We start from the raw sequence: 26,778 nt of genomic DNA, 5'->3' as shown, positions 1-26,778 counted from the left end.
TTCACAGAATAGACAATTTCGTCGAACATGTTCGGCCATCGGTTTGGAGCGAACGCGTCGACGGCCTGCGGGGACTAGTCATGGTGCAATTCAGCAATGCGAGGACCGCGTTTTTTGGCAGCCTAGTGGCTTATCCGCTGCTCATTTCAACCGGGCAGTCGACGGAGACAGACAGCCTCCCGGCCGAGAGCGACCTTGCCCTGATGGATGCGGTCACTTGGGGCGCCACCTCGTCGACAGTGTCCAGTTTTCAGACTTTGGGCCGAGAAAAATGGCTGCAGGGGCAACTCCACCCAGATCCTGCCCATCAACTTCCACAAGCAGCGCAAGAACAGATCGACGCGCTCGATATTAGCAATAAATCCGTCTCTGAGGTCGTCAGGACGCTCGACGTCCAGCGTCGAGCAATCCGTCTAGCGAAAAACCAAAACGAAAAGGCAGAGGCAAAAAAAATTTTCCGGGCTGCGATGGATAATATCGCACGACAAGCCGCAACAGCAAGCATCATCAATTCACTATATTCACAAGATCAGCTACTTCAGAGAATGACGTGGTTCTGGTTCAACCATTTTAATGTGTTTCAAAATAAAGCAGACATAAGATTACTTATAGGTGACTATGAAAGCGTGGCAGTCCGTCCGCGGGCGATGGGTCGGTTCCGTGATTTGTTGATGGCTACAGTGCGACATCCGGCGATGATTCGATATCTTGACAACGCCGAAAATGCGGTTGGTCATCTCAACGAGAATTATGCGCGTGAGATCATCGAGTTGCATACGATGGGAATTGGATCTGGCTATAGCCAGAAAGACGTCGAAGAACTTGCCCGCATCCTGACAGGCATCGGCATACAGCGTAACGGGGTTAGCCAGGAGCAAACCCCGGAGCCCCAACGGCAGATTATAACAGATGGGCTTTTCGAGTTCGATTCGAAGCGGCATGACTTCGGCAATAAGATTTTTTTAGGTCAGCGCATACATGGACGCGGCCTCGCAGAAGTTGAGCAAGCGATAGACATTCTCTGCAAGCAACCGGCAACGGCCAGTCATATCGCCCGTCGAATTGCAATTTATTTTGTTTCGGATGACCCACCCCAAACATTGGTTGATAGGCTGTCGCGAACCTTCCAGAAAACAGATGGCGACATAGCGGCAGTGCTAGACACCTTGTTCCATTCGCATGAATTCGATCATGCGCGCGGAAATCGTTTCAAGGACCCGGTGAAATACGTCCTTTCAGCTGTCCGACTAGCCTACGACGGCATGATTGTCTCCAACACGGCTCCGATCCAAAAATGGTTGGATCGTCTAGGCGAAGGTCTTTACAAGCGCCAGACACCCGACGGCTACCCGATGGTCTCCTCTAGTTGGAACGGGCCAGGTCAAATGATGACTCGATTTGAGATCGCTCATAACATCAGCTCGAACTCCGTGCGGCTCTTCGAACCGAAGAGCCGAGACGTAAGCCGATCCGCGCTTCCATCGATCAAAAGCGGGGCCTACTTCGACACCCTGAAGCTGAAGCTGAAGCCGTCGACTCTCGCAACGCTGAACGGGGCGGCTTCGCCACAAGATTGGAATATGTTGTTCCTCTCGTCTCCTGAATTCATGTACTGAATCGTCCAGTGAGGGCAGCATGAGTCTCAATCGCCGTCAACTGATCCAAGGATTTGCGGCGTCGATCGCGCCCATGACTAGCGCCGGGCGAGTCTGGGCGGCGCCGCAAACTAACGCTCGGCTGCTCATCGTGTTCCTGCGAGGCGGTTATGACGCCGCGAATGTTGTTATCCCCGTCAGCAGCGACTTCTACTATGAAGCGCGCCCGCGATTGGCAATCGCACGTCCGGATCCGCTCGTCGCGACGTCCGCTTTGCCTCTAGATCAGAATTGGGGGCTCCATCCCGCCTTACGAGAAACGATATTTCCTTTGTTTCAGCAAGGTCAAGTGGCATTCGTGCCTTTCGCTGGCATCCATGATTTGACGCGTAGTCACTTCGAGACCCAGGACGCGATCGAGCTTGGCCTGCAGACCAGCCAGACCCGTGATTACCTCTCCGGTTTCATGGCGCGGCTCGCCAGTGTCCTGACACGAGCTCGACCCATCTCATTCACCGATCAAGTGCCCCTCGCATTTCATGGCGGCGACGCGATTCCCAATTTTGCGATCAACAACCTCAGCAAGCCCGGCATCGATTCGCGCCAAGAGAAACTTATCGCCACGATGTACTCGGATAGCCGACTCTCGCAGCAAGTGCAGGAAGGTTTTCGCGTCCGCAATGAAATCTATCAAACGGTTGTCGAGCAGGAGACACAGCCAGGCCGAACCGTTGCCGTACCGAAACACTTCGAGCTTTCTGCGGACCGTATCGGTCGTTTGATGCGTGATCGGTTTAATTTGGGCTTTGTCGACGTAGGCGGCTGGGACACGCATGCAAACCAAGGAGCGGCCGACGGCTATCTCGCAGACAGAATCCGCGAACTTGGGCGAGGTCTCAAGCGTTTTGCGGAGCAAATCGGCCCGCAATGGGATAATACTGTCATCGTTGTCCTGTCGGAGTTCGGGCGCACTTTTCGAGAGAATGGGAGTCGTGGAACCGACCACGGTCACGGCAGTGTCTATTGGGTGCTCGGCGGTGGCGTCAGAGGCGGTCGCATCATGGGCGAACAGATAGACGTCGATCAGCGGCATCTGTTCGAGAATCGCGACTACCCCGTTCTGACCGACTATCGTTCGCTGCTCGGCGGCCTGTTTCAACGGATGTTCGGACTTAATAAGAAAGATGTGGAGCACGTTTTCGCGGCCGCGCAACCGATAGATGTTGGACTAATCTAAAATCCTGCGATCTGAAACAGAAAAACCTACCGTGGTCCGAAACGTTGCGGCTCCGACCAACCTTTCCTCTCAACGCCGCCGCGGCGTTCCGAACCTCCCATGCCTCGCCCTAGAAACGGCGGCGGGACGCGCGCGTGTGTCGAGGCTGTGGATTACTGCGTCGCAGCATGGCAAGAGGAGACGGAGGGCGTAAGATCGTGGCAACCTAAGACAATGGGCGCATTTCACCCCACCCCACGCCTTCGGGGCGCCCCTCCCCCTCGAGGGGAGGGTGAGACCGCCCGCTGCTTCATCCAGGTCATGCCCATGCGAAGCTCGAAGAAATCCGCTGCAGAGACCACGCTCGACGATCTGTTCGACGGCAAGGTCATCGCCATTCGCGGCGCGCGCGAGCATAATCTCAAGAATGTCGACCTCGTCATTCCGCGCGACAAATTCGTGGTTTTCACCGGCCTCTCGGGCTCGGGCAAATCCTCGCTCGCTTTCGACACCATCTATGCGGAAGGCCAGCGTCGCTATGTGGAGTCGCTCTCCGCCTATGCGCGGCAATTCCTCGAGATGATGCAGAAGCCCGATGTCGACCAGATCGACGGGCTCTCCCCGGCCATCTCCATCGAGCAGAAGACGACGTCGAAAAATCCGCGCTCCACCGTCGGCACGGTGACCGAGATTCACGATTACATGCGTCTGCTCTGGGCGCGCGTCGGCATCCCCTATTCGCCGGCGACGGGCCTGCCGATCGAGAGTCAGACCGTCTCGCAAATGGTCGATCGCGTGCTGGCGCTGCCGCAGGGGACGCGGCTCTATCTGCTCGCGCCGGTGGTGCGCGGCCGCAAGGGCGAATATCGAAAAGAGATCGCCGAATATACGAAGCGCGGCTTTCAGCGCTTGAAGATCGACGGCGCCTATCACGAGATCGCCGACACGCCGCCACTCGACAAGAAGCTGAAGCACGACATCGACATCGTCGTCGACCGCATCGTCGTGCGCAGCGACATCGGCGCGCGCCTCTCCGATAGTTTCGAGACGGCGCTGGAATTGGCCAATGGTTTGGCTGTGGTCGAATTCGCGGATCGGCAATCGGCAGTGAGCGAGGCGCCGAATGCGCCGGCCGCCTACGCCTCGACGCATTACGCACCCGACCACATCGTCTTCTCGTCGAAATTCGCCTGCCCCGTCTCCGGCTTCACCATTCCGGAGATCGAGCCGCGGCTGTTCTCCTTCAACAATCCCTTCGGCGCCTGCCCCGTCTGCAGCGGCCTCGGACAAGAGCAGGTGATCGACGCCGATCTCGTCGTTCCCGATCAGAAGCTCAGCCTGCGCAAAGGCGCCATCGCGCCTTGGGCGAAATCCTCCTCGCCCTATTACATGCAGGCTCTGGAGTCGCTCGGCCGCCATTACAAATTTCGCATGGACACGCCTTTCGAGAAGCTCGACAAGGCGGTGCGCGACGTGCTGCTGCACGGCTCCGGCAAGGAGGAGATTCGCTTCTCTTATGACGATGGCGCACGCGCCTATGATGTGACGAAGCCGTTCGAGGGCGTCGTCAGCAATCTGCAGAGGCGCTTCCTCGAAACCGACAGCGAATGGGCGCGCGAGGAGATCGGCCGTTATATGTCGGCCGAGCCGTGCAAGGCGTGTCTCGGCTATCGCTTGAAGCCCGAGGCGCTGGCGGTGAAGATCGATGCGCGCCACATCGGCGAGGTGTCCGATCTCTCCGTGCGCGCGGCGCTCGACTGGTTTCGCGCATTGCCGGAAAAGCTCGACGCCAAGCGCAATGAGATCGCCCATCGCATATTGAAGGAGATTCGCGACCGACTCACCTTCCTCGTCGACGTCGGGCTCGACTATCTGACGTTGTCGCGCGCCTCCGGCACATTGTCCGGCGGAGAGAGCCAGCGCATTCGTCTCGCCTCGCAGATCGGCTCCGGCCTCACCGGCGTGCTCTATGTGCTCGACGAGCCGTCGATCGGCCTGCATCAACGCGACAATGATCGTCTGCTCGACACGCTGCGGCGGCTGCGCGATCTCGGCAACAGCGTCATCGTCGTCGAGCATGACGAGGATGCGATTCTCGCCGCCGATTATGTCGTCGATGTCGGCCCAGGCGCCGGCGTGCATGGCGGCCGAATCGTCTCCAAAGGCGCGCCGCAGGAGATCATGGACGACGAGAATTCACTCACCGGCCAATATTTGACCGGCGCGCGGCAGGTGACGCTACGCCATGCGCTGCGCAAGCCGGATCCCGCTCGCTGGCTGAAGATTTCCGGAGCGCGCGGCAATAATCTGAAAAATGTCGAGGCGAAGATTCCGCTCGGCCTGTTCACCGCCGTCACCGGCGTCTCCGGCGGCGGAAAATCCACTCTCGTCATCGAGACGCTGTACAAAGCGGTGGCGCGGCGCCTCAACAATGCGCATGAGCATCCGGCGCCTTTCGACAAGATCGACGGGCTCGAGCATATCGACAAGATCATCGATATCGATCAATCGCCGATCGGCCGCACGCCGCGCTCCAATCCGGCGACCTATACGGGCGCCTTCACGCCGATCCGCGAATGGTTCGCCGGCCTTCCCGAAGCCAAGGCGCGCGGCTATGCGCCGGGGCGTTTCTCTTTCAACGTAAAAGGCGGCCGCTGCGAAGCCTGTCAGGGCGACGGCGTCATCAAGATCGAGATGCACTTTCTGCCGGACGTCTATGTCACTTGCGACGTGTGCAAGGGCAAGCGCTACGACCGCGAGACGCTGGAGGTGAAATATCGCGACAAGTCGATCGCCGACGTCCTCGACATGACGGTCGAGGAGGCGAGCGATCTGTTCAAGGCGGTGCCGGCGATCCGCGACAAGATGGAGACCTTGAAGCGCGTCGGCCTCGATTATGTGCGCGTCGGCCAGCAGGCGACGACTCTGTCGGGCGGCGAGGCGCAGCGCATCAAGCTCGCCAAGGAACTGGCGCGGCGTTCGACCGGACGCACGCTCTATATTCTCGACGAGCCGACGACGGGCCTGCATTTCCACGATGTCGCAAAGCTGCTCGAAGTGCTGCACGAGCTCGTCGACCAAGGCAATAGCGTCGTCGTGATCGAGCATAATCTCGAGGTGATCAAGACGGCTGATTGGATCCTCGATCTCGGTCCCGAGGGCGGCGACGGCGGCGGCGAGATCGTCGCGGAAGGCCCGCCATCGGCGATCGTCGCGGCGCCGAGCAGCCATACGGGCCGCTATCTCGACGAGGTGCTGAAGCGCCGTCCGCCGCGCGCGGAAAAGGCGAAGCCGGCGTCGGCGCCGCGCCGCAAGCGCGCCGCGCAGGAGCAGTGATCAGCGCTTCTTGCAAGCGGCCATGAAACGCTTCACCTTGTCGGCGGCGCCCTTGAGCGGCGCCGACTGCTTTGCCGAACCAATCGTCGCCTCGAGCGTCTTTGCGCTCGTCATGGCCAGGAAAATCGGATCCTCGGCCGCGATGCGCCCCTCGAAGCTCGGCACGCCGGCGTCCTCGTTCGGCAGGAGCTTGCCGGCGATCGTCGCGCGGACCTCGCCGGCTGCGAGCGTCGCCGAGGCGGGCCTGCCGGCGACGAGCTTGCCGCTGGTCTCGGCGATGAAGAGGATGACCTCGCCGCTCTGGGATTTGCAGCGAAACGAGCCGAACGCATCATCGGTCTCGGGGACGCCATAAGCGAGCGACGCCCAATGTGGCGGCTGGTCCTCGATGATCACCATCCAGACCCGGCCCGCCTCGGCTCGCGCTTCGACACAGGCGAGCTGAATCGCGGCAAAGATGCAAACGAGCGAGCGCGTTGCTGCGTCTGTTCGGCGAATCATGAATCACTCCGACGTTTCACGAAGCTCTGATACAGCGCGCGCGTGCGTCGCGCCGTCTCGGCGAAATCGAAGCGCCGCGAATGCGCGCGGCAATGTTCCGACATGCGCGTGCGCGCCTCGGAGTCGAGCCTTGCCAGCTTCAGCACGCCGGCGGCGATGTCCGCCGCGTCGAAACCCGTCACGACGCCGGTCGCGCCCTCGCTCGCGGCTTCGCGCGCGACGCCGACCGGCGGGGTGACGATCGGAACGCCGGCGGCGAGCGCCTCCGGAAAGATCAAGCCGTAGGATTCATAGTCGCTGGTGCAAACCAGACAATCGAAGCCCGGCGTCAGCGCGCGCGCGTCGCATCCGCCGACGAGCCGCGTGCGATCGGCGACGCCGCGCTGCGCAATATGGTCCTGCAGCGCATCGCGCAACGGCCCGTCGCCGACGATGACGAAGCGCGCGCGCGGCTCGGCCGCGGCGACGAGCGCGAAGACGTCGGCGAGACGCTCGGGATTCTTCTGCGGCACGAGCCGGCCGATGAAGCCGACGATGAATTCGCCCTCCCCCGCCGTGAGCGCGAGCCGCGCCGCATCGCGATCGACCGGGACGGAGAGATCGACGCCCATGGGCACGAGGCGCAGACGCGCGGCGGAGATGCGCAGCGCCTCGCGCGCATGATTCCATTCCTGCTGCGAGCCGACGACGATCGCGTCGCAGAACCAGCTCGCCAGCCATTCGATGACGCCATAAATCGCCGACGCATCGGGCGCCATGGTGATGAAAGCGTGCGGGGTGTAGATTTGCGCGGCGCCCGGCAGAGCCACGCCGGCCATGCGCGCCAGCGCGCCGGCCTTGGAGCTGTGCGACGCGATGACGTCGAAGGGGCCGAGCGCGCGCAGGAGGCGCATCAACCGCCAAGCGACGACGACGTCACGCCAACCGACGCGCCGCTGCATCGGCAATGCATGAATGCCGACATCGCCGCGCAGCGCCTCGAGCGATCGAAGAAAGCGCGGCTCGGCGCGCATGGGCGAATAGATCAGCGTCTGATCGTCGCCCGCCGCGCATCCGGCGCGCAGCAGATCGAGGACGACCTGGGCGCTCCCACCGCTCGAAGATTCGATAATGTGACAGATTCGCATCGCCAGAGGTCGGACCGGTTCGGCGCGAGCGACGCGACGCTCCGCGACCCTCGCGCAAAAAGCGACTGTCCCACTCTAGATTCGGGATGGTTAACAGAAGGTATGAAAAAAGGCGGCCCCGCGAAGGGCCGCCTCTCGATGTCTGCGATGATGACGCGCTCAGTTCTTGAGCGGCGTCTCGGGGACGCTGCGCGGGCGCGCGCTTTCGCTCTTGTCCAGATCGGCGTCCTTGGCCTTGCGCGCGCGCCGCGGCTCGCCGTCGGCGCTCGCGCGCTTCTTGCCCGCCTCGATGATGTCGCGCTCGGGACGCGGCAGCACCGGCCCTTCGGGGAAGACGAAGCCGAGCGTCTTGGCGCCGCTCTCATCCGTCACCACCACCACGCGCACCGCGCCGCCATTCTTCAGCCGGCCGAACAGAACCTCGTCGGCGAGCGGCGTCTTGATGCTCTGATGAATCACGCGCGCCATCGGCCGCGCGCCCATCGCCTGATCATAACCGTGCTCGACCAGCCAGGCGCGCGCTTCGTCGGTGAGCTCGATCGTCACATTGCGGTCGGCGAGCTGCGCCTCGAGCTGCATCACGAACTTGTCGACGACGCGGGCGATCACTTCTTCCGGCAGATGGCCGAAGGTCACGATCGCGTCGAGACGATTGCGGAACTCCGGCGCGAACAGGCGATTGATCGCCTCATTGTCGTCGGACGAATGAACCTTCGCGCGGGTGAAGCCGATCGGCGTGCGCGCGAGATCGGCGGCGCCCGCATTGGTGGTCATGATCAGAATGACATTGCGGAAGTCGATCTGCTTGCCATTATGATCGGTGAGCTTCCCGTGGTCCATCACCTGCAGCAGGATGTTGTAGAGATCGGAATGCGCCTTCTCGATCTCGTCGAGCAGCAGCACGCAATGCGGATGCTGGTCGATGCTGTCGGTGAGCAAGCCGCCCTGGTCGAAGCCGACATAGCCGGGAGGGGCGCCGATCAGACGGCTGACGGTGTGACGCTCCATATATTCGGACATGTCGAAGCGCACGAGCTCGATTCCGAGCGAGGTCGCGAGCTGACGCGCCGCTTCGGTCTTGCCGACGCCGGTCGGGCCGGAGAAGAGATAGCAGCCGATCGGCTTCTCGGGATCGCGCAAGCCGGCGCGGGCGAGCTTGATCGCCGAGGTCAGAGCGGTGACCGCCTTGTCCTGTCCATAGACGACGCGCTTCAAGGTCTCGTCGAGATGGGCGAGCACCTCGGCGTCGTCCTTGGAGACGGTCTTGGCCGGGATGCGGGCCATGGTCGAGATCGTCGTCTCGATCTCCTTCAAGCCGATCGTCTTCTTGCGCTTCGATTCGGGCAGCAGCATCTGCGCGGCGCCGGTCTCGTCGATGACGTCGATCGCCTTGTCCGGCAGCTTGCGATCATGAATGTAGCGCGCCGACAATTCCACCGCCGCCTTCACCGCCTCGGTGGTGTAGCGGATCTTGTGGAACTCCTCGAAATAGGGCTTCAGCCCCTTCATGATCTCGATCGCATCCGGGATCGACGGCTCATTGACGTCGATCTTCTGGAAGCGACGCACCAGCGCGCGGTCCTTCTCGAAATATTGGCGATATTCGCGATAGGTGGTCGAGCCGATGCAGCGCAGCGTGCCTTGCGCCAGCGCCGGCTTCAGCAGATTGGAGGCGTCCATCGCGCCGCCGGAGGTGGCGCCGGCGCCGATCACCGTATGGATCTCGTCGATGAAGAGGATCGCGTTCTTGTGGTTCTCGATCTCCTTGATGACCTGCTTCAGCCGCTCCTCGAAATCGCCGCGATAGCGCGTGCCGGCGAGCAGCGTGCCCATGTCCAGAGCGAAGACGGTCGCGCTCGACAGCACGTCCGGAACCTCGTTCTGGATGATCTTGCGGGCGAGGCCTTCGGCGATCGCGGTCTTGCCGACGCCGGGATCGCCGACGAGCAGCGGATTGTTCTTCTGCCGGCGGCACAGCACCTGGATCGTGCGCAGCACCTCGGACTCGCGTCCGATCAGAGGATCGATGCGCCCGTCGCGCGCCTTGCGGTTGAGATTGACGCAATAGGCCTCGAGCGCGCCTTCCTTCTTGCGCGGCTCGCCTTCGCGCTGCTCGCGCGTGTCGCCGCGGTCGGCCTCGTCCTCGACGCCGCGCGGCGCGCGCGAGCCGTCGGAGAGGCCCGGTCGCTTGGCGATGCCGTGGCTGATGTAATTGACCGCGTCATAGCGCGTCATGTCCTGCTCCTGCAGGAAGTAGACGGCGTGGCTCTCGCGCTCGGCGAACAGAGCGACGAGCACATTGGCGCCGTTCACATCCTCGCGGCCGGAGGACTGCACGCTGATGATGGCGCGCTGCACGACACGCTGGAAACCGGCGGTCGGCTTGCAATCGCCTGCCGATTCATTGACCAGATTGTCCAATTCGCGGTCGATGTAGTCGCGCAGATTCTTGCCCAGAAGATCGAGATCGACCGAGCAGGCGCGCAGCACGGCGGCCGCGTCGGTGTCATCGATGAGGCTGAGCAGGAGATGCTCGAGCGTCGCATATTCATGATGGCGTTCCCTCGCCGAAGCGAGAGCGCGATCGAGAGACTGCTTGAGGTTGCGCGAGAATGTCGGCATCGTTTTCGTCCGCCCTCACTTCTTTTCCATGATGCACTGAAGCGGGTGCTGATGCTTGCGCGCATAATCCATCACTTGCGTCACTTTGGTCTCGGCGACCTCGTAGGTGTAGACCCCACATTCGCCGACGCCGTGATTATGCACATGCAGCATGATGCGTGTCGCCTCTTCTAGAGACTTGTTGAAGTATTTGCGCAGCACGATCACCACGAACTCCTGAGTCGTGTAATCGTCGTTGAGCAAGAGAACGCGGTACATGTTGGGACGCCGCGTCTGTGTTCGAGTACGGGTGATCAGCGCTGTTCCGGCGCCGCCATCGCCGCCGCCGCTCTTGCGTGGCTCCTTGCTCGCACGTGTCCGCCCGGCGGCGCGAGGAGGCGCGCCGCGCCGCGTCACGCGGGGTTCAGAACTGTCGAGCGAAAATTCATCGTTCACGGTCACCTCGGCCTTCCTTTTTCCCCTTTCCGATGAAGGGCCCTCGACAGGCCTGCCGAACGGGTTCGTAGCATTCTCCGTACCGCCCGGGCTCTGCCGGCGATCGCGCGGAGGGCGAAGCGGGGACCCGGTGAGTTTTCTTTCTCGCAGGGGCATTGGCAAGACCCAAAAGCGGAACGACGGAAAAAATCGGGGCGGGCCTTCCGCAGCGGAAGGGCGAAACGACAAATCACGAAGGGAGATAATGTGCATTCGCCGCGGAACAAGTGAGGAGCCGCCTCGCCCTCCGCGAGGCTTTCCAATCCGTTTCCAAGTCGGTTTCCAAGTCGGTTCCATGCCCGTTTCCGTGCCGGGCCGCGGCTTCGGCGGGCGCGTCAACGCGTCCTTAACCGCAAAGCGTCAATCTCTACCGCGACTGGAGCAACGGGGCGCTCATGTCGACGACCGGGACATTTTTCGTGACGGGAGAGGCTCGATGATCGAGAGAGTCGCGCTCTATTGCACCCTGCTGGCGCTCGCCAGCGTGCTCGGCGCGGACCTGCTGTCGTCAATGTTACAAAAAGGCGAGCTTCCCGCCATCGCCTTCGTGCACCCCGACAGGCGTCCGCCGGCCGGCCCGCAGGATTTCCGCGGCGTCGGCGTCGACATGACGGCGACGGGCTCGCTGCCATCGGCCGCGGCGGCGCGCGCCGCCGCCCCGGTTTCGCCCTGCGACAACGGGCGAAATTGAGCCGCCGCGCGGCTGCGGCCCCGCCGGAGCGGCGGGAGGACGCGGCCGGCCGCGTCAAATTCATTGACTTTGAGCCCGTTCGGCTCCAAGCATGGCGCACGTCTTGCTCTCGGATCGCCCGAGCACAGCGTCAGCGGAACATTCGGTCGTCGCGTCACGACGAAACCGCCTGAGCGACACGCACGCGCCCGTCGCGGCCTGCGCGCGCGTTACGATAGAATTCACCGACATCGCCGCGACCAGGACCATTGATGACATTCGACGAACTCGGCCTTTCGCAGAAGGTCCTCGCCGCCGTGGAAACGTCCGGCTACACGCAGCCGACGCCCATCCAGGAGCAGGCGATCCCCCCTGCTTTGCAAGGCCGCGACATTCTGGGCATCGCCCAGACCGGAACCGGCAAGACGGCGGCCTTCGTGCTGCCGATGCTCTGCCGCCTCGAGCAGGGCCGCGCCCGGGCGCGCATGCCGCGAACTCTCATTCTCGAGCCGACCCGCGAGCTCGCGGCGCAGGTCGAGGCGAGCTTCGCCAAATATGGCGCCAACCACAAGCTCAATGTCGCGCTTCTGATCGGCGGCATGGCCTTCGGCGACCAGGAAGCCAAGATCATGCGCGGCGCCGATGTGCTGATCGCGACGCCCGGCCGCCTGCTGGACTTCTTCGACCGCGGCAAGCTGCTGCTCACCAATATCGAGATCCTCGTCATCGACGAGGCCGACCGCATGCTCGACATGGGCTTCATTCCCGACATCGAGCGCATCTGCAAGCTCGTGCCGTTCACGCGGCAGACCTTGTTCTTCTCGGCCACCATGCCGCCGGAGATCACGCGCCTCACCGAGGCGTTTCTGCATAATCCGGTGCGGATCGAGGTGGCGCGCGCGTCGAGCACGGCCGCGACGATCCGCCAGGCGCTGGTCGCGACCCACGGCCACGCCGAGAAGCGCGAGACGCTGCGCCGTCTGCTGCGCGGCGCCGAGAACTTCAAGAATGCGATCATCTTCTGCAATCGCAAACGCGATGTGGCGATATTGCACCGCTCGCTCGACAAGCACGGCTTCTCGGCCGGCGCGCTGCACGGGGACATGGACCAGCCCGCCCGCATGGCGTCGCTCGACGCGTTCAAGAACGGCGACGTGGCGCTGCTCGTCTGCTCGGATGTCGCGGCGCGCGGGCTCGACATTCCCGACGTCAGCCATGTGTTCAATTTCGATGTGCCGACGCACAGCGAGGACTATGTCCACCGCATCGGCCGCACCGGCCGCGCCGGGCGCTCCGGCACCGCGGTCACGCTGGTGACGGGCGAGGACCGCAAATATCTCGACCAGATCGAGACGCTGATCGGCAACAAGATCGATTGGGAAGGGCCTCGCCTCGACGAGCTGCCGCCGGCGGAGGACGCGCCGCGCCCGTCACGCGGCCGCGAGCGGACCCGCTCCGAGAGATCGCGACGTCCCGCGGCCGCAGTCGAGCGCGCGGAACGCGCGGCGCCCGCTCGTGCAGCGCCAGCCCGCGCCGAGCCGGTTCGCGCCGAGCCGGCTCGCGCCGCCCGCCCGCGTCGGCCCTCCGACGCCGATTCGCGACCGCCGACCTATGGCGATCGCCGCGACCGCCGGCCGGCGCGCCCGCGCGAGGACGACGGCCCGCCCGTGATCGGTCTCGGCGACCATATTCCCTCCTTCCTGCTCCGCCCCGTGGTGCTGAAGCCCGCCAAGGTCGGAGAGGAATAGAGCGGACAGAATAGAGCGCGTCCCCTGCCAGCCTTTGGGCTCGTGTCGAGGGATAAAATCGGCGGCTCACGCCGCCAGCGCCTCGGCGACGAGCGCTAAAAGCTCCTCGATTCGCGGATTGGAGAAGACGTCGCCCGAGGGCTCGACGCGCGCTATCGGCTCGCGAGTGCAGTGACGCAGACAATCTCGCGTCGAGACGACGATCCGCCCGGCCGCCCATTCCTCGGCATAGGCTACGGTCAGCGCCTCCCGCAGCGCCGCGAGCAGAGCCTCGCCGCCGCCTCGCTCGTCACAGCGGGGTCCGAGACAGACGAGCAGCCTGACGGCCGGCGACGCGACGCTCGCATCCAATCTCTCCACTCCTCCGCCCGCTCCGCTCGACGGTTCTACTGCGTCGTCCCGAAATCGCCAATCCCGCGCAACGTCGGAACATGGGCGGCGGCGCGTCCGATTTTCTGGACTCAGGATCGATTATTCGCGCTTTGGCGCGGAGCGAGAGCAATTTATGGTGTGGCCGCGGCAATCATGGCGACGAGCGGTCGCGGCGGAATATCCGCGGCGTCCGCGTCCTGATAAGGAGAGGCTACAGGAATCGCCGGACCGCTGCGCTCCCGTCATGGGGCGGCGCGGCGTGACCCGATCAGAAGGGAGCTTTCGGGTGGAATTGTCGGCAACAGCGCTGGCTTTCGCAGGGGTTGGCGCGCTCATCGGCGCCTATGTGGGAAGCGCATTGGGCTTCGGCGTGGCGATCGCAGGGACGATAGTCGGCGCGATCGGCGGCTGGAGCGTCGGATCGGCGATCATCCGATCGCGGCGCGCCCAGGAGAAGGAATGAGCGCGGCCTCGTGCGGCGGACGGGAGCGACATGCGTCCTCCGCGCCGCCCGGCCGTGGCGCTTGCGCAGCTGCGGTCGATCGTATAGCAGCTTCGGGAGAGACGATGAGCGCGGAGTCCCCCGTCGCATGAGCAGCAAGAAGCCCCTGAACCTTGTGCATCTGTCGACGCTGGTCGCCGTGGCGATTCTCGTCGGCACGGAGCTGGTCGGCGCCTCCTGGGCGGCCGGCTGGGCGCTGGGCGGCCTGTTCCAGCTCGATCCGGCGATCAGCCGCGGCATCGAGATCGTATTTGCGCTCGCCGGCTTGGTCGGCCTGTATTTCTTTATGCGCACCGCGGTCCGCCACGAGCCGATCCGCTGATCGCCCGCATCCCCCAACGACCATCGGCCGGACGGCGGCTCCCACCACGCTCGCCCGAACGCTTCGGCCCGCGTGAGGATCGACCACAATGACCGAGAAGCTGGATCGCCGCTCCTTCCTCGAGGCCGCGGCGGCGACGACCGCCTTTCCCGCGCTCGGCGTGAGCGAGGCCGAGGCCGCGCCGCCGCCCGGCAGACTGCAATTCGGCCCGGCCGAGCCATTCACCTTCGAAAGGCTGAAGGAGACCGCGCGGCGCCGCATCGCCGAGCCCTATCACCCGCCATTGCAGCCCGACCCAGAGATCACCGGCAAGATCGACTACGAGGCCTGGGGCAAGATTCACTACGACACGGATTATGCGCTGAGGATCGGCGCGGGCCGCTATCCGGTCGAATTCTTCCATCTCGGCATGTTCTTCCGCAAATCGGTGCGCATGCATGCGGTCGAGAACGGCGAGGCGCGCGAGATCCTCTACAGCCAGACCTATTTCGAGATGCCCGCCGATTCGATCGCCCATCAGCTCCCCAAGGGCGCAGGCTTCGCGGGCTTTCGCATACAGGAGCCGGTCGACGGGCCGCTCGACTGGCATAAGAACGACTGGGCCGCCTTCCTCGGCGCGTCTTATTTCCGCGCCATCGGCGCGCTGCGCCAATATGGGCTCTCGGCCCGCGGCGTCGCGCTCGACACATGGGAGTCGGGGCGCTCGGAAGAATTTCCCGACTTCACCAATGTCTATATCGGGCCGGAGACGGCGGACGGACTCCATCTCCATCTGCTGCTCGAAGGTCCCTCGATCGTCGGCGCCTTCCGCATCATCGCCAAGCGCGACGGCGGCGTGACCATGGATGTCGATTGCGCGCTGCATCTGCGCGGCGATTTCAAGCGCTTCGGCATCGCCCCGCTCACCTCCATGTATTGGTTCTCGGAGACGGTGAAGCCGACCGGCGTCGACTGGCGGCCGGAGGTGCATGATTCCGACGGCCTCTCCATGTGGACCGGCGCCGGCGAGCGGCTGTGGCGTCCGCTCAACAATCCCGGCCGGGTGATGGCCTCCGCCTTCGGCGACGAGAATCCCAAAGGCTTCGGCCTGATGCAGCGCGACCGCAATTTCGATCATTATCTCGACGGCGTGTTCTATGATCGCCGGCCGAGCGTGTGGGTCGAGCCCAAGGGCGATTGGGGCAAGGGCGCGGTGCAGCTCGTCGAGATTCCGACCGACGACGAGATTCACGACAATATCGTCGCCATGTGGGTGCCGCAGCAGCCAGCGGTCGCCGGCTCCGCCTTCGAATTCTCCTATCGTTTGCACTGGCTCGCCGACGAGCCCAACCCCACTCCCCTCGCCCGCTGCGTGGCGACGCGGCTCGGCAATGGCGGCCAGCCGGGCAAGCCGCGGCCCAAGGGCGTGCGCAAATTCATGGTGGAGTTTCTGGGCGGGCCGCTGGAGAAGCTGCCGTTCGGCGTGAAGCCGGAGCCCGTGCTCTGGGCTTCGCGCGGGACCTTCTCTTATGTCTTCACCGAGGCGGTGTTCGACGGCGTGCCGGGCCATTGGCGCGCGCAATTCGATCTGACCGTCGCCGGCTCCGAACCGGTGGAGATGCGTCTCTTCCTACGCAACGGCGACGAGATTCTGTCCGAGAACTGGCTCTACCAATATCACCCGTTCTGATCGAAAGCTTGCTCACCGCGCCAGCCGGCCGAGCGCGGCGGCGACATGCTCCAGCGGCTGCTCGAAGGCGACGCCTTCGCCGATGAGCGCATGCAGTCCGAGCGCGGCCGCGAAGCAGACGACGACCGGCCCCCGGCCGAGGATCGGGCGCGGCGCCTTCATCTTGCGGAACAGCGTAAAAGCGCAAAAGCCGATGGCGACGCCGATCACGGCTTCGCCAGGGCTGTGAACGCCGAGAGCCACGCGACTCGCGGCGACGAGAAGAGCGAAGACGGCGCAGAGAACGGCCGCCGCCCGCGGCTTTTGCGCCGCGGCGATGGCGCCGAGACAGAGGAAGAAGGTCGTCGCCGAGGCCGCATGTCCGCTCGGGCTGTGCACGGCGGCGACGCTCGAGGCCATGAAGCCGATCTTGGCGGCGGCGGTGACGCCGGCGCTGGTCGCCACAGCGGCGGCGAGAGCGACGGCGGTGCGGCGATCGCCGACCGCGAGCAGCGCCGCGATCAGCCCGCCGGAGGCGGCGACGACAAAGCCGGGGTCGCCGAGCGACGTCACCGCGCCGAGCAACGGAACGAGCGTCTCCACAACAACCCCCTTCAGCCGCGAATCACTCGCGCAGGATAGGCTCGAGCCGAACCGGAATGGAATTCGCTTCGAGCGAGTGGCGCGAGGGCGGCGCTTGCCGCCGCGAAGAGCTTCATTCTATATGCGCCTCGCTCTTGCGCCGATGGAGACCCAATACAATCTGAAGGGACGGTGAACGGCCGACGGCCGGCGGGCCGCTCGATCGAGCCGCCGCACGTCCGGCCGCTCTTGCCGGGCCGCTTCGGGACCCGGCGAAATTTGGAATGAAAGGAACGGCGATATGGCTAAAATCATCGGCATCGATCTCGGCACGACCAATTCCTGCGTGGCCGTCATGGAAGGGTCGAGCCCCAAGGTCATCGAGAACGCCGAGGGCGCCCGCACGACGCCGTCGATCGTCGCTTTCACCGAGGACGGAGAGCGTCTCGTCGGCCAGCCGGCCAAGCGTCAGGCGGTCACCAATCCGGAACGCACCTTCTTCGCCATCAAGCGCCTCATCGGCCGCTCCTTCGAAGATCCGATGACCAAGAAGGACATCGGTCTCGTTCCTTATAAGATCGTCAAGGCGCCCAACGGCGACGCCTGGGTGCAGTCCGACGGCAAGCAGTTTTCGCCCTCGCAGATTTCCGCCTTCATCCTGCAGAAGATGAAGGAGACGGCCGAGGCCTATCTCGGCCAGAATGTCACGCAGGCGGTCATCACCGTCCCCGCTTACTTCAACGATGCGCAACGTCAAGCCACCAAGGACGCCGGCAAGATCGCCGGCCTCGAGGTGCTGCGCATCATCAACGAGCCGACCGCGGCCGCGCTCGCCTATGGCCTCGACAAGAAGGGCGCCGGCACCATCGCGGTCTATGACCTCGGCGGCGGCACCTTCGACGTGTCGATCCTCGAGATCGGCGACGGCGTGTTCGAGGTGAAGTCGACGAACGGCGACACTTTCCTCGGCGGCGAGGATTTCGACAGCCGCCTCGTCGAATATCTCGCCGGCGAGTTCAAGAAGGAGCAGGGCATCGACCTGACGAAGGACAAGCTCGCCCTTCAGCGCCTGAAGGAAGCCTCCGAAAAGGCGAAGATCGAGCTCTCGTCCGCGACGCAGACCGAGATCAATTTGCCCTATATCACCGCCGACGCCTCGGGCCCGAAGCATCTGACCCTGAAGCTGACGCGCGCGAAATTCGAGGCGCTGGTCGACGATCTCATCCAGCGCACCATCGAGCCCTGCCGCAAGGCGCTGAAGGACGCCGGCCTCTCGGCGGCCGAGATCGGCGAAGTGGTGCTCGTCGGCGGCATGACCCGCATGCCGAAAGTGCAGGAGGTGGTGAAGCAGTTCTTCGGCAAGGAGCCGCACAAGGGCGTCAATCCGGACGAGGTGGTCGCCATCGGCGCCGCGGTGCAGGCCGGCGTTCTGCAGGGCGATGTGAAGGACGTGCTGCTGCTCGACGTGACGCCGCTGTCGCTCGGCATCGAGACGCTGGGCGGCGTGTTCACGCGCCTCATCGACCGCAACACGACCATCCCGACCAAGAAGAGCCAGGTGTTCTCCACCGCCGAGGACAATCAGACCGCGGTCACCATTCGCGTGTTCCAGGGCGAGCGCGAGATGGCGCAGGACAATAAGCTGCTCGGCCAGTTCGACCTCGTCGGCATTCCGCCGGCGCCGCGCGGCATGCCGCAGATCGAGGTGACCTTCGACATCGACGCCAATGGCATCGTCAATGTGACGGCGAAGGACAAGGCCACCAACAAGGAGCAGCAGATCCGCATCCAGGCGTCCGGCGGCCTCTCCGAGGCGGACATCGACAAGATGGTCAAGGACGCCGAGGCCCACGCGACCGAGGACAAGGCGCGTCGCGAATTGGTCGATGTGAAGAACCATGGCGAGGCGGCCGTGCATTCGGCCGAGAAGTCGGTGGCCGAGTTCGGCGACAAGGTGTCCTCGGCCGACAAGAGCGCGATCGAGACGGCGATCGCCGCGTTGAAGACCGCTCTCGAGGGCGAGGACGCGGAGACGATCCGCGCCAAGACCAATGAGCTGACGCAGGCCTCGATGAAGCTCGGCGAGGCGATGTACAAGGCGCAGGCCTCCGAAGGCGCCGCCCCCGGCGCCGGCGAGACCCATGCGCAGGACGATGTGATCGACGCGGACTTCAAGGAAGTCGGCGGCGACGAGAAGAAGAAGTAAGGTCGCAGAAAAGGGCGCTCCCTTCTCCCGCAGAGCGGGAGAAGGTGGCCCTCGCGTCAGCGAGGGTCGGATGAGGGCCCCTGTCGCAGTCCGCTGACATTCGACGACGCGCTAAACTCGGGCGCCCTCATCCGACCCCGCTTCGCGGGGCCACGTTCTCCCACGAGTGGGAGAAGGAGTCGCGCGTCGAGAGTCGGGTTATCGTTTTTTCTGGATCGGCGTCTCATGCTCGTCGTGTTCAGCGGCCTTCCTGGATCGGGCAAGACGACCATCTCGAGATTGCTGGCGCGACGCCTCGAGCTACCTTCGCATCGACACGATGGAGCCGGCCGGACCCCTGGCCGCGCGACCCTATCGTCATCGACACGGCCGGCCGCAGTCCAGAAGATTGTGTCGTGGAATTATTGGGCCGTCTGCCCCGCCTCGAGGCGAGGCCGTCGGAAAAATGAACCCGGAGCGATCGCGCGCTCGCCCGATCTCCTCGAAACGCGAACCTCGCGCCGCGGTTCTCCGTCGCGGAGACGGCTTTGGCGTCGCCCGGGAACCGTGGTAACAGATTTGCCCGAGTTCCTATATCAGCCGTCTGCGCTCCTCAGGCGCCTCGCGTCCGCAGGACGGCTCTCCAACTGCCATCGATCGACCCCATGTCCAAACGCGACTTCTATGAAATCCTCGGCGTCGCCAAGACTTCGACCGACGTCGAGCTCAAGATCGCCTTTCGCAAGGCCGCGATGCAATATCATCCGGACCGCAATCCCGGCGACGCCGAAGCCGAGGCGCGCTTCAAGGAGATCAACGAGGCTTATCAATGCCTCTCCGACGCCCAGAAACGCGCCGCCTATGACCGTTTCGGCCACGCCGCCTTCGAGCAGGGCGGCGGCTTCGGCGCCGGCGACGGCTTCGCCGCCTCGATGGCCGACATTTTCGACGATCTCTTCGGCGAGGTCATGGGGCGGCGCAGCGGCGGCCGCGGCTCCGGGCGCGAGCGCGGCTCGGACCTGCGCTACAATATGGAGATCACGCTCGAGGAGGCCTTTCACGGCAAGGCGGCGACGCTGAAGCTGCCGACCTCGATCTCCTGCACCGCCTGCGAAGGCACCGGCGCCAAGAAGGGCTCCAAGCCCAAGACCTGCCCGACCTGCGCCGGCCACGGCCGCGTGCGCGCGCAGCAGGGCTTTTTCGCCATAGAACGGACCTGCCCGACCTGCCAGGGCCGCGGCGAGATCATCGACAATCCTTGCTCGGTCTGCTCGGGCACGGGGCGCACCACCATCGAGCGCACGCTGTCGGTCAATGTGCCGGCCGGCGTCGAGGACGGCACCCGCATCCGCCTCGCCGGCGAAGGGGAGGCTGGCATGCGCGGCGGCCCGCCCGGCGATCTCTATATTTTCCTCTCGGTTAAGCCGCACAGCTTCTTCCAGCGCGACGGCGCCGATCTCTATTGCCGCGTGCCGATCTCGATGGTGCGCGCCGCGCTCGGCGGCAAGATCACCGTCCACACGATCGACGGCGGCGAGACCGACATCAAAATCCCCGAGGGCGCGCAAACCGGCAAGCAGATCAAGGTGAAAGCTAAGGGCATGCCGGTGCTGCGCGGGCGCGAGAGCGGCGATCTCTATGTGCAGATCAGCGTCGAGACGCCGCAGAGCCTCAATAAGCGCCAGCGCGAATTGCTCACCGAATTCGAGGAGGAATCCTCGCATCACACGCATCCGGAGGCGACCGGCTTCTTCGCGAAGATGAAGGAGCTGTTCGGCAAATGAACGGGGGAATCTGGTAAAGGACTCGATTCTCAACCCTCGTTCTGAGGAGCCGCCGCAGGCGGCGTCTCGAAGAACGGCCGGGGGGAAATCTTCAGGTTTCTCCCTGTTGCCGTCCTTCGAGACGCCCGCTTCGCGGGCTCCTCAGGACGAGGGTCGGAGGTTTTGCCTTCACCCGATTCTCCTGCGCAAATGAGCGCTCGCCATTGACCGAGCGGGCGACCTCGTACATGGTCGCGCGCGATTTTAATCGATCGAGGGGCTGTCTCAGCGTGTCACTGAATATCGAGCCACTGAAATCCGCTCTCGCCGACAATGCGCGCTTTCTGCGGTCATGGGTGGAAAATCCCCGCGGCGTCGGCGCCGTCTCGCCGTCCGGGCCGATGCTCGCCCGCGCCATGGCGAGCTATGTCGACCTCTCCCGGCCCGGCCCCGTCGTCGAGCTCGGCCCCGGCACCGGGCCGGTCACCCAGGCTCTGCTCGAGCATGGTGTGCCGGCCTCGCGCCTGCTGCTCGTCGAATATGAGGCCCGGTTCTGCGATCTGCTGCGGCAGCGCTTTCCGGGCGTCCAGGTGGTCCAGGGCGACGCCTATTCGCTGAAGCAGACGCTGGACGGCAAGGTCGAAGGGCCGATCTCGACGGTCGTCTCCAGCCTGCCGCTGCTCAACCAGCCCGAATCGGACCGGCTGCGCCTGCTCGACCAGGCCTTCGACATGATGGCGCCGGGCGGCATATTGATCCAGTTCACCTATGGGCTGTTCTCGCCCATGCCGCTGAAGCGCCACCCGAACAGCTCTTCCTTCTCGGCCGTCGGCTCGCAGGTGTGGGCGAATATCCCGCCGGCGCGCGTGTGGCGCTACAGCCGCCGGGCCGGCTGACATGGGCGGCGGCGCGACGATCCCGGCGCGCGACCGTCTCATCGTCGCGCTGGATGTCGAGGATGTCGCGGCGGCGCGTGCGCTGGTCGCGACGCTCGGCGACGCCGTCTCCTTCTACAAGATCGGCATGGAGCTGGCCTATGGCGGGGGCCTCGCTCTCGTCGACGAGCTGAAGGGCGGGGGCAAAAAAGTCTTCGTCGATCTGAAGCTCCATGACATCGGCCAGACCGTCGAGCGCGCGACCCGGCAGATTGCGCGGCTCGGCGCGGATTTTCTCACTGTCCATGCGTTTCCGCAGACGATGCGCGCCGCGCGCCAGGGCGCCGGCGGCCTGCGGCTGCTCGCCGTCACCGTGATGACCTCCTATGACGATTCCGACCTCGCCGAGGCCGGCTATGCGACGAGTGTCGCCGATCTCGTCGCCCGCCGCGCCGCGCAGGCGCGCGACATCGGCATCGACGGGCTGATCCTGTCGCCCCAGGAGGTCGCGCCGATTCGCGCCCTCGTCGGGCCGAAGATGACGCTGGTGACGCCGGGCGTGAGGCCCGCCGGCGCCGCGCTCGGCGACCAGAAACGGGTGATGACGCCGGCCGAGGCGATCGCCGCTGGCGCCGATCATCTCGTCGTCGGCCGCCCGGTGACGCAGGCGCAGGACAAGCGCGCGGCGGCGGAGGGGATCGTCGCGGAGATCGCCGGAGCGCGGCGGGCCTGACGCGCGCGGTCAGAGCAGGCGCAGCTCGACGAGCACCCGCTCGATCTGCGCCGGACTCTCGAACTGCAAGGCGCTCAGGCCGACCCGCCGCGCGCCATCGACATTCGCGGCCGAGTCGTCGATGAACAGGCACTGCTCTGCGCGAAGCTCGCAGCTCTCGAGCAGCAGCCGATAAATGGCGGGATCGGGCTTCACCATCTTCACGCGGCCGGAGACGAGGACGCCGGCGAAGCGCCGGAAGAAGGCGTGGCGCTCATAGAGCGATTCATATTTTTCGTCCGAGAGATTGGTGAGCGCATAGAGCGGAACGCCGCGCTCGGCGAGCCGCTCCAGCAGCGCCACCGTCCCCTCGATCTCGCCGGCGATCATCTCGCTCCAGCGCGCGTCATAGGCGCGGATCGCATCGGCGAAATCGGGAAAGCGCGCGACGAGATCGGCGACCGCCTCGGCGAAAGGACGGCCGCGGTCCAATTCACAATTCCACGCCGGGGTGCAAACCTCGGCGAGGAACATCTCCATCGCCGCGGGATCGTCGAACAGCTTGCGATAGAGATGACGGGGATTCCAATCGAGCAGCACATTGCCGACGTCGAAGACGACGGTGGTCGGAAAGGTCATGGATCGCTCCGGGATATCAGGCGGCGAAGGGCGGGCGCATAGCCAATTCTCGTGTCAGGAATTCGATGAAGGCCCTGACTTTCGAGGGGACGTGCCGGCGACTGGGATGCACGATGAAAATGCCGAGCGGCTCGATCATGCGATCGGCGAGAACCTGCTCGAGCGCTCCCGCTCGCAGCGGCTCGGCGACATAGAAATCCGGCGCGCAGACGAGGCCGAGGCCGGCCACGGCCATGGCGCACAGAGCTTCGGCGCTGTTGCTGGCGAAACGGCTCGACAGGCGCACCAGCTCCGGCCCGTCGGGACCGTCGAAAGGCCAAGCGGCGCCGACGGTCGCATGGCTGTAGCGCAGACATTCGTGGCCGGAAAGATCGGCCGGCCCGCGTGGGCGGCCGCGCCGGTCGAGATAGGACGGCGCGCCGCAGATCATGAGCCGCGTCGAGGCGATGCGGCTCGCAACCAGCGAGCTGTCCTCGAGCCGGCCGATGCGAATGGCGAGATCGAAACCCTCTTCGACGAGATCGACGAATTTGTCGTCGAGCGCCAGCTCGACGCCGACGCGCAGGTGGCGCTCGGCGAAGGCGGCGACGAGCGGCGCGACGAAGCGCGCGCCGAAGAAGGAAGGAGCGCTCACCCGCAGCCGCCCGACCGGCTCGGCGGCGCGGCTCGTCGCTTCCTGCTCGGCCGTCGCGATGGCGTCGAGGATCTCGCGGCAGCGCGTCGCATAGGCCGCGCCGGCCTCGGTGACGCCGACCGATCGCGTCGTGCGGTCGAGCAGCCTCACGCCGAGGCGCGCCTCGAGGTCCATCACATGCTTGCTTGCCATGGCGCGGGACAGGTCGAGCCGCTCGGCGGCGGCGGTGAAGCTGCCGGCGTCCGCGACGGCGACGAAGACTCGCATGGCCTCGAGCAGATCCATTGTTCAAAATCATAGGACAATAAATTCAAAGCTCACATAATTATTCCGCGCCTCGCTTCGGCTAGCCTCTCTCTATTCGAAGGAGGCCGCCATGGCTCAGATCGCGATCGTCTATCACAGCGGTTATGGACATACGGAGAAGCAGGCGGAAGCCGTGGCGCGCGGCGCCGGCTCGGTCTCGGGAGCGAGCGCGCAATTGGTTCGCGTCGCGGACGCCGAGGCGCATTGGGACGATCTCGCGCGCGCCGACGCGATCATCTTCGGCTCGCCGACCTATATGGGCGGCGTCTCGGCGCCGTTCAAAGCCTTCATGGACGCGAGCTCGAAAGTGTGGGCGACACAGGGTTGGAAGGACAAGCTCGCCGCCGGCTTCACCAATTCGGCGAGCCAGAGCGGCGACAAGCTCGCCACTTTGCAGCATCTCGCCGTTTATGCCGCGCAGCAGGGCATGATCTGGGTCGGGCTCGGCCTCATGCCGGGCAATAATTCGAGCCAGGGCAGCGTCGAGGACATCAACCGGCTCGGCGGCTTTCTCGGCGCGATGGCGCAGTCGAACAATGATCAGGGCCCGGAATTCGGCCCGCCGCCCGCCGATCTGAAGACGGCGGAGCTGCTCGGCGAGCGCGTGGCCAAAGCGGCGATCCGCTGGCGCGGCTGAGCGTTTCATTCCCGCCCGCCACGCGCTAGAGCGAATTCTGATCGATCGAACAATTCCGTTCGATCGGAAAGCGCTCTATGACGAAGGCCGGTCGCCGATCGGAGATCAGGCCCTTGCGCATCGCCACATGGAACGTCAATTCCGTCCGCCAGCGGCTGGAGCAACTCACCGCCTATTTGCGCGAGGTCGCGCCGGACGTGCTCTGCCTTCAGGAGATCAAATGCGAGGACGCGGCCTTCCCGCGTCTCGAGATCGAGGAGCTCGGCTATAATGTCGAGACCCATGGGCAGAAGACGTTCAACGGCGTCGCCATCCTGTCGAAGACGCCGATCGAGGTGGTGCGCGGCCTGCCGAAATTCGAGCATGATCCGCAGGCCCGCTACATAGAGGCCGTTGTCTCCACCGATCGCGGCGCGCTGCGCGTCGCCAGCATCTATCTGCCCAACGGCAATCCGCCCGAGACGGAAAAATACGCCTATAAGCTCGCCTTCATGGATTGCCTCATCGCCCATGCGGCCAGCCTGCTCGCGCTCGAGGAGCCGGTCGTGCTCGCCGGCGATTACAATGTCATCCCTGCGGCGCGCGACGTGCATGATCCGGCCGCCTGGGCCGGCGACGCGCTGTTCCTGCCGCAGACGCGGGCCAAATTCCAGGAGCTCACGAACCTCGGCTACACCGAGGCGCTGCGCGCGACCACCGACGCCGCCGGGCTCTACACATTTTGGGATTATCAGGCGGGCGCCTGGCAGAGAAACAAAGGCATCCGCATCGATCATCTGCTTTTGTCGCCGCAAGCGGCCGACCGGCTGCAGAGCGTCACGATCGACAAGAACCTGCGCGCCGGCGCAAAACCCTCGGACCATGTGCCGATCCGATGCGAGCTGGAGTGAGGCCCGTCATCGCGAGCGCGTTGCGAAGAGCGAGCCTGAAGGCTCGCGGTCCGATGCGCGCCCCCTGGACCGCGAGCCTTCAGGCTCGCTCTGTGGGCGACGCGCCCTCTGGAGCATCCTTCGAGACGCGCCCTGCAGGCGCTCCTCCGGATGAGGGAATTGTTCTTTGCCGGAAAACACCAGCCCCTCGCCCTGAGGAGCCCGCGAAGCGGGCGTCTCGAAGGGCGGGCCGCGCGCCCGCCGGCCACTCATGGACGAGGCCCCGATGACCGAGGTCTGGTTCTATCATCTGCAGCGCCGCCCGCTGGAGAGCGCTTTGCCCAAGCTGCTGGAGCTGTCGCTGGCGCGCGGCTGGCGCGCCGTGGTGCAGGCGGCGAGCCCCCGGCGGCTCGCGACGATCGACGAACTCTTGTGGTCCTATGATCCCGAGAGCTTCCTGCCGCATGGGACGCAGCGCGACGGCGATCCGCAATCGCAGCCGGTGTTTCTGACGCTCTTGCCGGACAATCCCAACCGCGCCGATGTGCGCGTCTTCATCGAGAGCGCCGAGGCCGCGCCCGTGCTCGCCGATCCGGCGGCGGCGCCGACGCAGCGCGCCATGGTGATGTTCGACGGCAATGACGAGACGGCGCTGCAGAACGCGCGGGCGCAATGGCGGACGCTGAAGGAGGCCGGCCACCAGCTCTCCTATTGGCGCCAGAACGACGACGGCAAATGGGAGAAGCAAGCGTGAACGAGGAGTTCTACGCCCGCCGCACGGCGGCGCGGGCGCGGCTCGACGCGATCGATCCGCACAAGCAGCCCGGCGGCGAGACCGCCGATCCGCAGCGCAAGGACTGGTTCGAGGCGGTCTATCGCCTCGCCGAGGACGATCCGGCCGGCGTGCCCTGGGCCAATCTCGCGCCGCATCCGCTGCTCGCCTCCTGGCTCGCCGGGCGCCGGCTCGCGGGCCGCGCGCTCGACGTCGGCTGCGGGCTCGGCGACAACGCCGAGGCGCTGGCCGCCGCCGGCGCGAGCGTCTGCGCCTTCGATCTCGTCGAGGCGGCGGTCCTCTGGGCCAAGCGCCGCTTCCCCGAGAGCCCGGTCGATTATCGCGCCGCGGATCTGTTCGCGCCGCCGCCGGAGTGGCGCGGCGCCTTCGATCTCGTCCATGAATGCTACACGCTGCAGGCGCTGCCGGACGCGCTGCTCGACCAAGCGGCGCCGGCCCTCGCGGCGCTGGTCGCGCCCGGCGGAACGCTGCTGGTCGTCACGCGGGCGCGCGACGAGGGGCAGCACGTCGCCGGCCCGCCCTGGCCGCTGACGAAGAGCCGGGTCGAGGCGCTGGCGGTCGACGGCTTGCGTCTCGAGACGCTCGAGGATATTCCCGCGACCGACGTCATGGTCCGCCATTGGCGGGCGGCGTTCGTGCGAGCCTGAGGG

Annotated in this window: 24 protein-coding genes; 16 read left to right on the top strand and 8 right to left on the bottom strand. The window is 65.0% G+C overall.

Going from position 1 to position 26,778, the window contains the following annotated elements; all coding sequences use genetic code 11:
* The first annotated feature begins 80 nt into the window (after window positions 1–80).
* The 3 genes from CQW49_RS20715 to uvrA all read left to right on the top strand — a co-directional run bounded on the left by CQW49_RS20715 (window position 81) and on the right by uvrA (window position 6,147).
* Window positions 81–1,616: a DUF1800 domain-containing protein gene (locus tag CQW49_RS20715; protein WP_003611474.1), complete on the top strand. Its 1,536-nt coding sequence runs from the start codon at window positions 81–83 to the stop codon at window positions 1,614–1,616.
* 19 nt (window positions 1,617–1,635) lie between these two features.
* Window positions 1,636–2,832 carry a DUF1501 domain-containing protein gene (locus CQW49_RS20710; RefSeq protein WP_003611475.1) on the top strand — a complete coding sequence of 399 codons (1,197 nt, stop codon included), beginning with the start codon at window positions 1,636–1,638 and terminating at the stop codon, window positions 2,830–2,832.
* A gap of 306 nt (window positions 2,833–3,138) precedes the next feature.
* A complete protein-coding gene (gene uvrA / locus CQW49_RS20705; protein WP_003611477.1) occupies window positions 3,139–6,147 on the top strand; it encodes an excinuclease ABC subunit UvrA in 3,009 nt (1,002 codons plus the stop codon).
* On the opposite strand, the gene CQW49_RS20700 is transcribed toward uvrA, so the two are convergent.
* From CQW49_RS20700 to clpS, 4 genes are all read right to left on the bottom strand, one after another.
* The gene (locus CQW49_RS20700; protein WP_003611479.1) at window positions 6,148–6,648 is read right to left on the bottom strand and encodes a hypothetical protein; all 501 of its coding nucleotides are present in this window, start codon (window positions 6,646–6,648) and stop codon (window positions 6,148–6,150) included.
* Window positions 6,645–7,775, bottom strand: a complete 1,131-nt coding sequence (locus tag CQW49_RS20695) for a glycosyltransferase (RefSeq protein ID WP_003611481.1) — start codon at window positions 7,773–7,775, stop codon at window positions 6,645–6,647. Before CQW49_RS20695 ends, CQW49_RS20700 begins: the two co-directional genes overlap by 4 nt.
* A gap of 159 nt (window positions 7,776–7,934) precedes the next feature.
* Complete coding sequence (clpA, locus tag CQW49_RS20690; protein WP_003611483.1) at window positions 7,935–10,397, bottom strand: ATP-dependent Clp protease ATP-binding subunit ClpA; 2,463 nt, start codon at window positions 10,395–10,397, stop codon at window positions 7,935–7,937.
* A 15-nt stretch (window positions 10,398–10,412) separates the two neighbouring features.
* On the bottom strand, window positions 10,413–10,793 hold the full coding sequence (clpS, locus tag CQW49_RS20685) for an ATP-dependent Clp protease adapter ClpS (protein ID WP_040566801.1): 381 nt from the start codon (window positions 10,791–10,793) through the stop codon (window positions 10,413–10,415).
* A gap of 514 nt (window positions 10,794–11,307) precedes the next feature.
* On the opposite strand from clpS, the gene CQW49_RS20680 reads away from it, so the two are divergent.
* Window positions 11,308–11,562, top strand: coding sequence for a hypothetical protein (locus tag CQW49_RS20680; protein ID WP_003611487.1), 255 nt, complete (start codon window positions 11,308–11,310; stop codon window positions 11,560–11,562).
* Window positions 11,563–11,813: 251 nt separating this feature from the next.
* On the top strand, window positions 11,814–13,289 hold the full coding sequence (locus tag CQW49_RS20670; protein ID WP_024749440.1) for a DEAD/DEAH box helicase: 1,476 nt from the start codon (window positions 11,814–11,816) through the stop codon (window positions 13,287–13,289).
* A 66-nt stretch (window positions 13,290–13,355) separates the two neighbouring features.
* Here the strand turns inward: CQW49_RS20670 and CQW49_RS20665 are convergent, their stop codons facing one another.
* Window positions 13,356–13,649: a (2Fe-2S) ferredoxin domain-containing protein gene (locus CQW49_RS20665; RefSeq protein WP_420845613.1), complete on the bottom strand. Its 294-nt coding sequence runs from the start codon at window positions 13,647–13,649 to the stop codon at window positions 13,356–13,358.
* A gap of 298 nt (window positions 13,650–13,947) precedes the next feature.
* On the opposite strand from CQW49_RS20665, the gene CQW49_RS24805 reads away from it, so the two are divergent.
* The 3 genes from CQW49_RS24805 to CQW49_RS20650 all read left to right on the top strand — a co-directional run bounded on the left by CQW49_RS24805 (window position 13,948) and on the right by CQW49_RS20650 (window position 16,154).
* Window positions 13,948–14,124, top strand: a complete 177-nt coding sequence (locus CQW49_RS24805) for a hypothetical protein (RefSeq protein ID WP_155931229.1) — start codon at window positions 13,948–13,950, stop codon at window positions 14,122–14,124.
* Between the two features lie 127 nt (window positions 14,125–14,251).
* Window positions 14,252–14,485 (top strand): hypothetical protein, encoded by a 234-nt coding sequence (locus CQW49_RS20655; protein ID WP_003611506.1) that lies wholly within the window; start codon window positions 14,252–14,254, stop codon window positions 14,483–14,485.
* 88 nt (window positions 14,486–14,573) lie between these two features.
* Window positions 14,574–16,154: an OpgD/OpgG family glucan biosynthesis protein gene (locus tag CQW49_RS20650; protein WP_003611508.1), complete on the top strand. Its 1,581-nt coding sequence runs from the start codon at window positions 14,574–14,576 to the stop codon at window positions 16,152–16,154.
* A 12-nt stretch (window positions 16,155–16,166) separates the two neighbouring features.
* On the opposite strand, the gene CQW49_RS20645 is transcribed toward CQW49_RS20650, so the two are convergent.
* Window positions 16,167–16,736 carry a phosphatase PAP2 family protein gene (locus CQW49_RS20645; RefSeq protein ID WP_003611510.1) on the bottom strand — a complete coding sequence of 190 codons (570 nt, stop codon included), beginning with the start codon at window positions 16,734–16,736 and terminating at the stop codon, window positions 16,167–16,169.
* A 280-nt stretch (window positions 16,737–17,016) separates the two neighbouring features.
* Between CQW49_RS20645 and dnaK the strand changes: the two genes are divergently transcribed.
* From dnaK to pyrF, 4 genes are all read left to right on the top strand, one after another.
* Window positions 17,017–18,921 carry a molecular chaperone DnaK gene (gene dnaK / locus CQW49_RS20640; protein WP_003611512.1) on the top strand — a complete coding sequence of 635 codons (1,905 nt, stop codon included), beginning with the start codon at window positions 17,017–17,019 and terminating at the stop codon, window positions 18,919–18,921.
* A 644-nt stretch (window positions 18,922–19,565) separates the two neighbouring features.
* Window positions 19,566–20,684 carry a molecular chaperone DnaJ gene (gene dnaJ / locus CQW49_RS20630; protein ID WP_003611514.1) on the top strand — a complete coding sequence of 373 codons (1,119 nt, stop codon included), beginning with the start codon at window positions 19,566–19,568 and terminating at the stop codon, window positions 20,682–20,684.
* 269 nt (window positions 20,685–20,953) lie between these two features.
* Window positions 20,954–21,559, top strand: a complete 606-nt coding sequence (locus tag CQW49_RS20625; RefSeq protein ID WP_024749441.1) for a class I SAM-dependent methyltransferase — start codon at window positions 20,954–20,956, stop codon at window positions 21,557–21,559.
* A gap of 1 nt (window position 21,560) precedes the next feature.
* On the top strand, window positions 21,561–22,271 hold the full coding sequence (gene pyrF / locus CQW49_RS20620) for an orotidine-5'-phosphate decarboxylase (RefSeq protein ID WP_003611518.1): 711 nt from the start codon (window positions 21,561–21,563) through the stop codon (window positions 22,269–22,271).
* Window positions 22,272–22,280: 9 nt separating this feature from the next.
* Here pyrF and CQW49_RS20615 read toward each other — a convergent pair whose 3' ends face one another.
* Window positions 22,281–22,889, bottom strand: coding sequence for an HAD family hydrolase (locus CQW49_RS20615; protein ID WP_003611520.1), 609 nt, complete (start codon window positions 22,887–22,889; stop codon window positions 22,281–22,283).
* 16 nt (window positions 22,890–22,905) lie between these two features.
* On the bottom strand, window positions 22,906–23,808 hold the full coding sequence (locus CQW49_RS20610) for a LysR family transcriptional regulator (RefSeq protein ID WP_003611522.1): 903 nt from the start codon (window positions 23,806–23,808) through the stop codon (window positions 22,906–22,908).
* A gap of 91 nt (window positions 23,809–23,899) precedes the next feature.
* Here CQW49_RS20610 and CQW49_RS20605 point away from each other — a divergent pair, with 91 nt between their 5' ends.
* The 4 genes from CQW49_RS20605 to CQW49_RS20590 all read left to right on the top strand — a co-directional run bounded on the left by CQW49_RS20605 (window position 23,900) and on the right by CQW49_RS20590 (window position 26,775).
* Window positions 23,900–24,466 (top strand): flavodoxin family protein, encoded by a 567-nt coding sequence (locus CQW49_RS20605; RefSeq protein ID WP_003611525.1) that lies wholly within the window; start codon window positions 23,900–23,902, stop codon window positions 24,464–24,466.
* A gap of 113 nt (window positions 24,467–24,579) precedes the next feature.
* On the top strand, window positions 24,580–25,356 hold the full coding sequence (xth, locus tag CQW49_RS20600; RefSeq protein WP_003611527.1) for an exodeoxyribonuclease III: 777 nt from the start codon (window positions 24,580–24,582) through the stop codon (window positions 25,354–25,356).
* A 265-nt stretch (window positions 25,357–25,621) separates the two neighbouring features.
* Window positions 25,622–26,089 carry a DNA polymerase III subunit chi gene (locus CQW49_RS20595; protein ID WP_003611529.1) on the top strand — a complete coding sequence of 156 codons (468 nt, stop codon included), beginning with the start codon at window positions 25,622–25,624 and terminating at the stop codon, window positions 26,087–26,089.
* A complete protein-coding gene (locus CQW49_RS20590; RefSeq protein ID WP_024749442.1) occupies window positions 26,071–26,775 on the top strand; it encodes a class I SAM-dependent methyltransferase in 705 nt (234 codons plus the stop codon). The genes CQW49_RS20595 and CQW49_RS20590 overlap by 19 nt, the downstream gene beginning before the upstream one ends.
* Window positions 26,776–26,778 lie beyond the last annotated feature (3 nt).

Source organism: Methylosinus trichosporium OB3b (genome assembly GCF_002752655.1).
In the GTDB taxonomy this organism is placed as follows: domain Bacteria; phylum Pseudomonadota; class Alphaproteobacteria; order Rhizobiales; family Beijerinckiaceae; genus Methylosinus; species Methylosinus trichosporium.
Note: the sequence above shows the minus strand (reverse complement) of the source record. Positions and strands in the feature narration are given on the sequence as shown.

What these genes read in the sequence shown, in the direction of transcription:
- CQW49_RS20715 (WP_003611474.1), top strand. Translation starts at nt 81, where the DNA reads ATGGTGCAATTCAGCAATGCGAGGACCGCGTTTTTTGGCAGCCTAGTG.
- CQW49_RS20710 (WP_003611475.1), top strand. Translation starts at nt 1,636, where the DNA reads ATGAGTCTCAATCGCCGTCAACTGATCCAAGGATTTGCGGCGTCGATC.
- uvrA (WP_003611477.1), top strand. Translation starts at nt 3,139, where the DNA reads ATGCGAAGCTCGAAGAAATCCGCTGCAGAGACCACGCTCGACGATCTG.
- CQW49_RS20700 (WP_003611479.1), bottom strand. Translation starts at nt 6,648, where the DNA reads ATGATTCGCCGAACAGACGCAGCAACGCGCTCGCTCGTTTGCATCTTT.
- CQW49_RS20695 (WP_003611481.1), bottom strand. Translation starts at nt 7,775, where the DNA reads ATGCGAATCTGTCACATTATCGAATCTTCGAGCGGTGGGAGCGCCCAG.
- clpA (WP_003611483.1), bottom strand. Translation starts at nt 10,397, where the DNA reads ATGCCGACATTCTCGCGCAACCTCAAGCAGTCTCTCGATCGCGCTCTC.
- CQW49_RS20680 (WP_003611487.1), top strand. Translation starts at nt 11,308, where the DNA reads ATGATCGAGAGAGTCGCGCTCTATTGCACCCTGCTGGCGCTCGCCAGC.
- CQW49_RS20670 (WP_024749440.1), top strand. Translation starts at nt 11,814, where the DNA reads ATGACATTCGACGAACTCGGCCTTTCGCAGAAGGTCCTCGCCGCCGTG.
- CQW49_RS20655 (WP_003611506.1), top strand. Translation starts at nt 14,252, where the DNA reads ATGAGCAGCAAGAAGCCCCTGAACCTTGTGCATCTGTCGACGCTGGTC.
- CQW49_RS20650 (WP_003611508.1), top strand. Translation starts at nt 14,574, where the DNA reads ATGACCGAGAAGCTGGATCGCCGCTCCTTCCTCGAGGCCGCGGCGGCG.
- dnaK (WP_003611512.1), top strand. Translation starts at nt 17,017, where the DNA reads ATGGCTAAAATCATCGGCATCGATCTCGGCACGACCAATTCCTGCGTG.
- dnaJ (WP_003611514.1), top strand. Translation starts at nt 19,566, where the DNA reads ATGTCCAAACGCGACTTCTATGAAATCCTCGGCGTCGCCAAGACTTCG.
- pyrF (WP_003611518.1), top strand. Translation starts at nt 21,561, where the DNA reads ATGGGCGGCGGCGCGACGATCCCGGCGCGCGACCGTCTCATCGTCGCG.
- CQW49_RS20615 (WP_003611520.1), bottom strand. Translation starts at nt 22,889, where the DNA reads ATGACCTTTCCGACCACCGTCGTCTTCGACGTCGGCAATGTGCTGCTC.
- CQW49_RS20610 (WP_003611522.1), bottom strand. Translation starts at nt 23,808, where the DNA reads ATGGATCTGCTCGAGGCCATGCGAGTCTTCGTCGCCGTCGCGGACGCC.
- CQW49_RS20605 (WP_003611525.1), top strand. Translation starts at nt 23,900, where the DNA reads ATGGCTCAGATCGCGATCGTCTATCACAGCGGTTATGGACATACGGAG.
- CQW49_RS20595 (WP_003611529.1), top strand. Translation starts at nt 25,622, where the DNA reads ATGACCGAGGTCTGGTTCTATCATCTGCAGCGCCGCCCGCTGGAGAGC.
- CQW49_RS20590 (WP_024749442.1), top strand. Translation starts at nt 26,071, where the DNA reads ATGGGAGAAGCAAGCGTGAACGAGGAGTTCTACGCCCGCCGCACGGCG.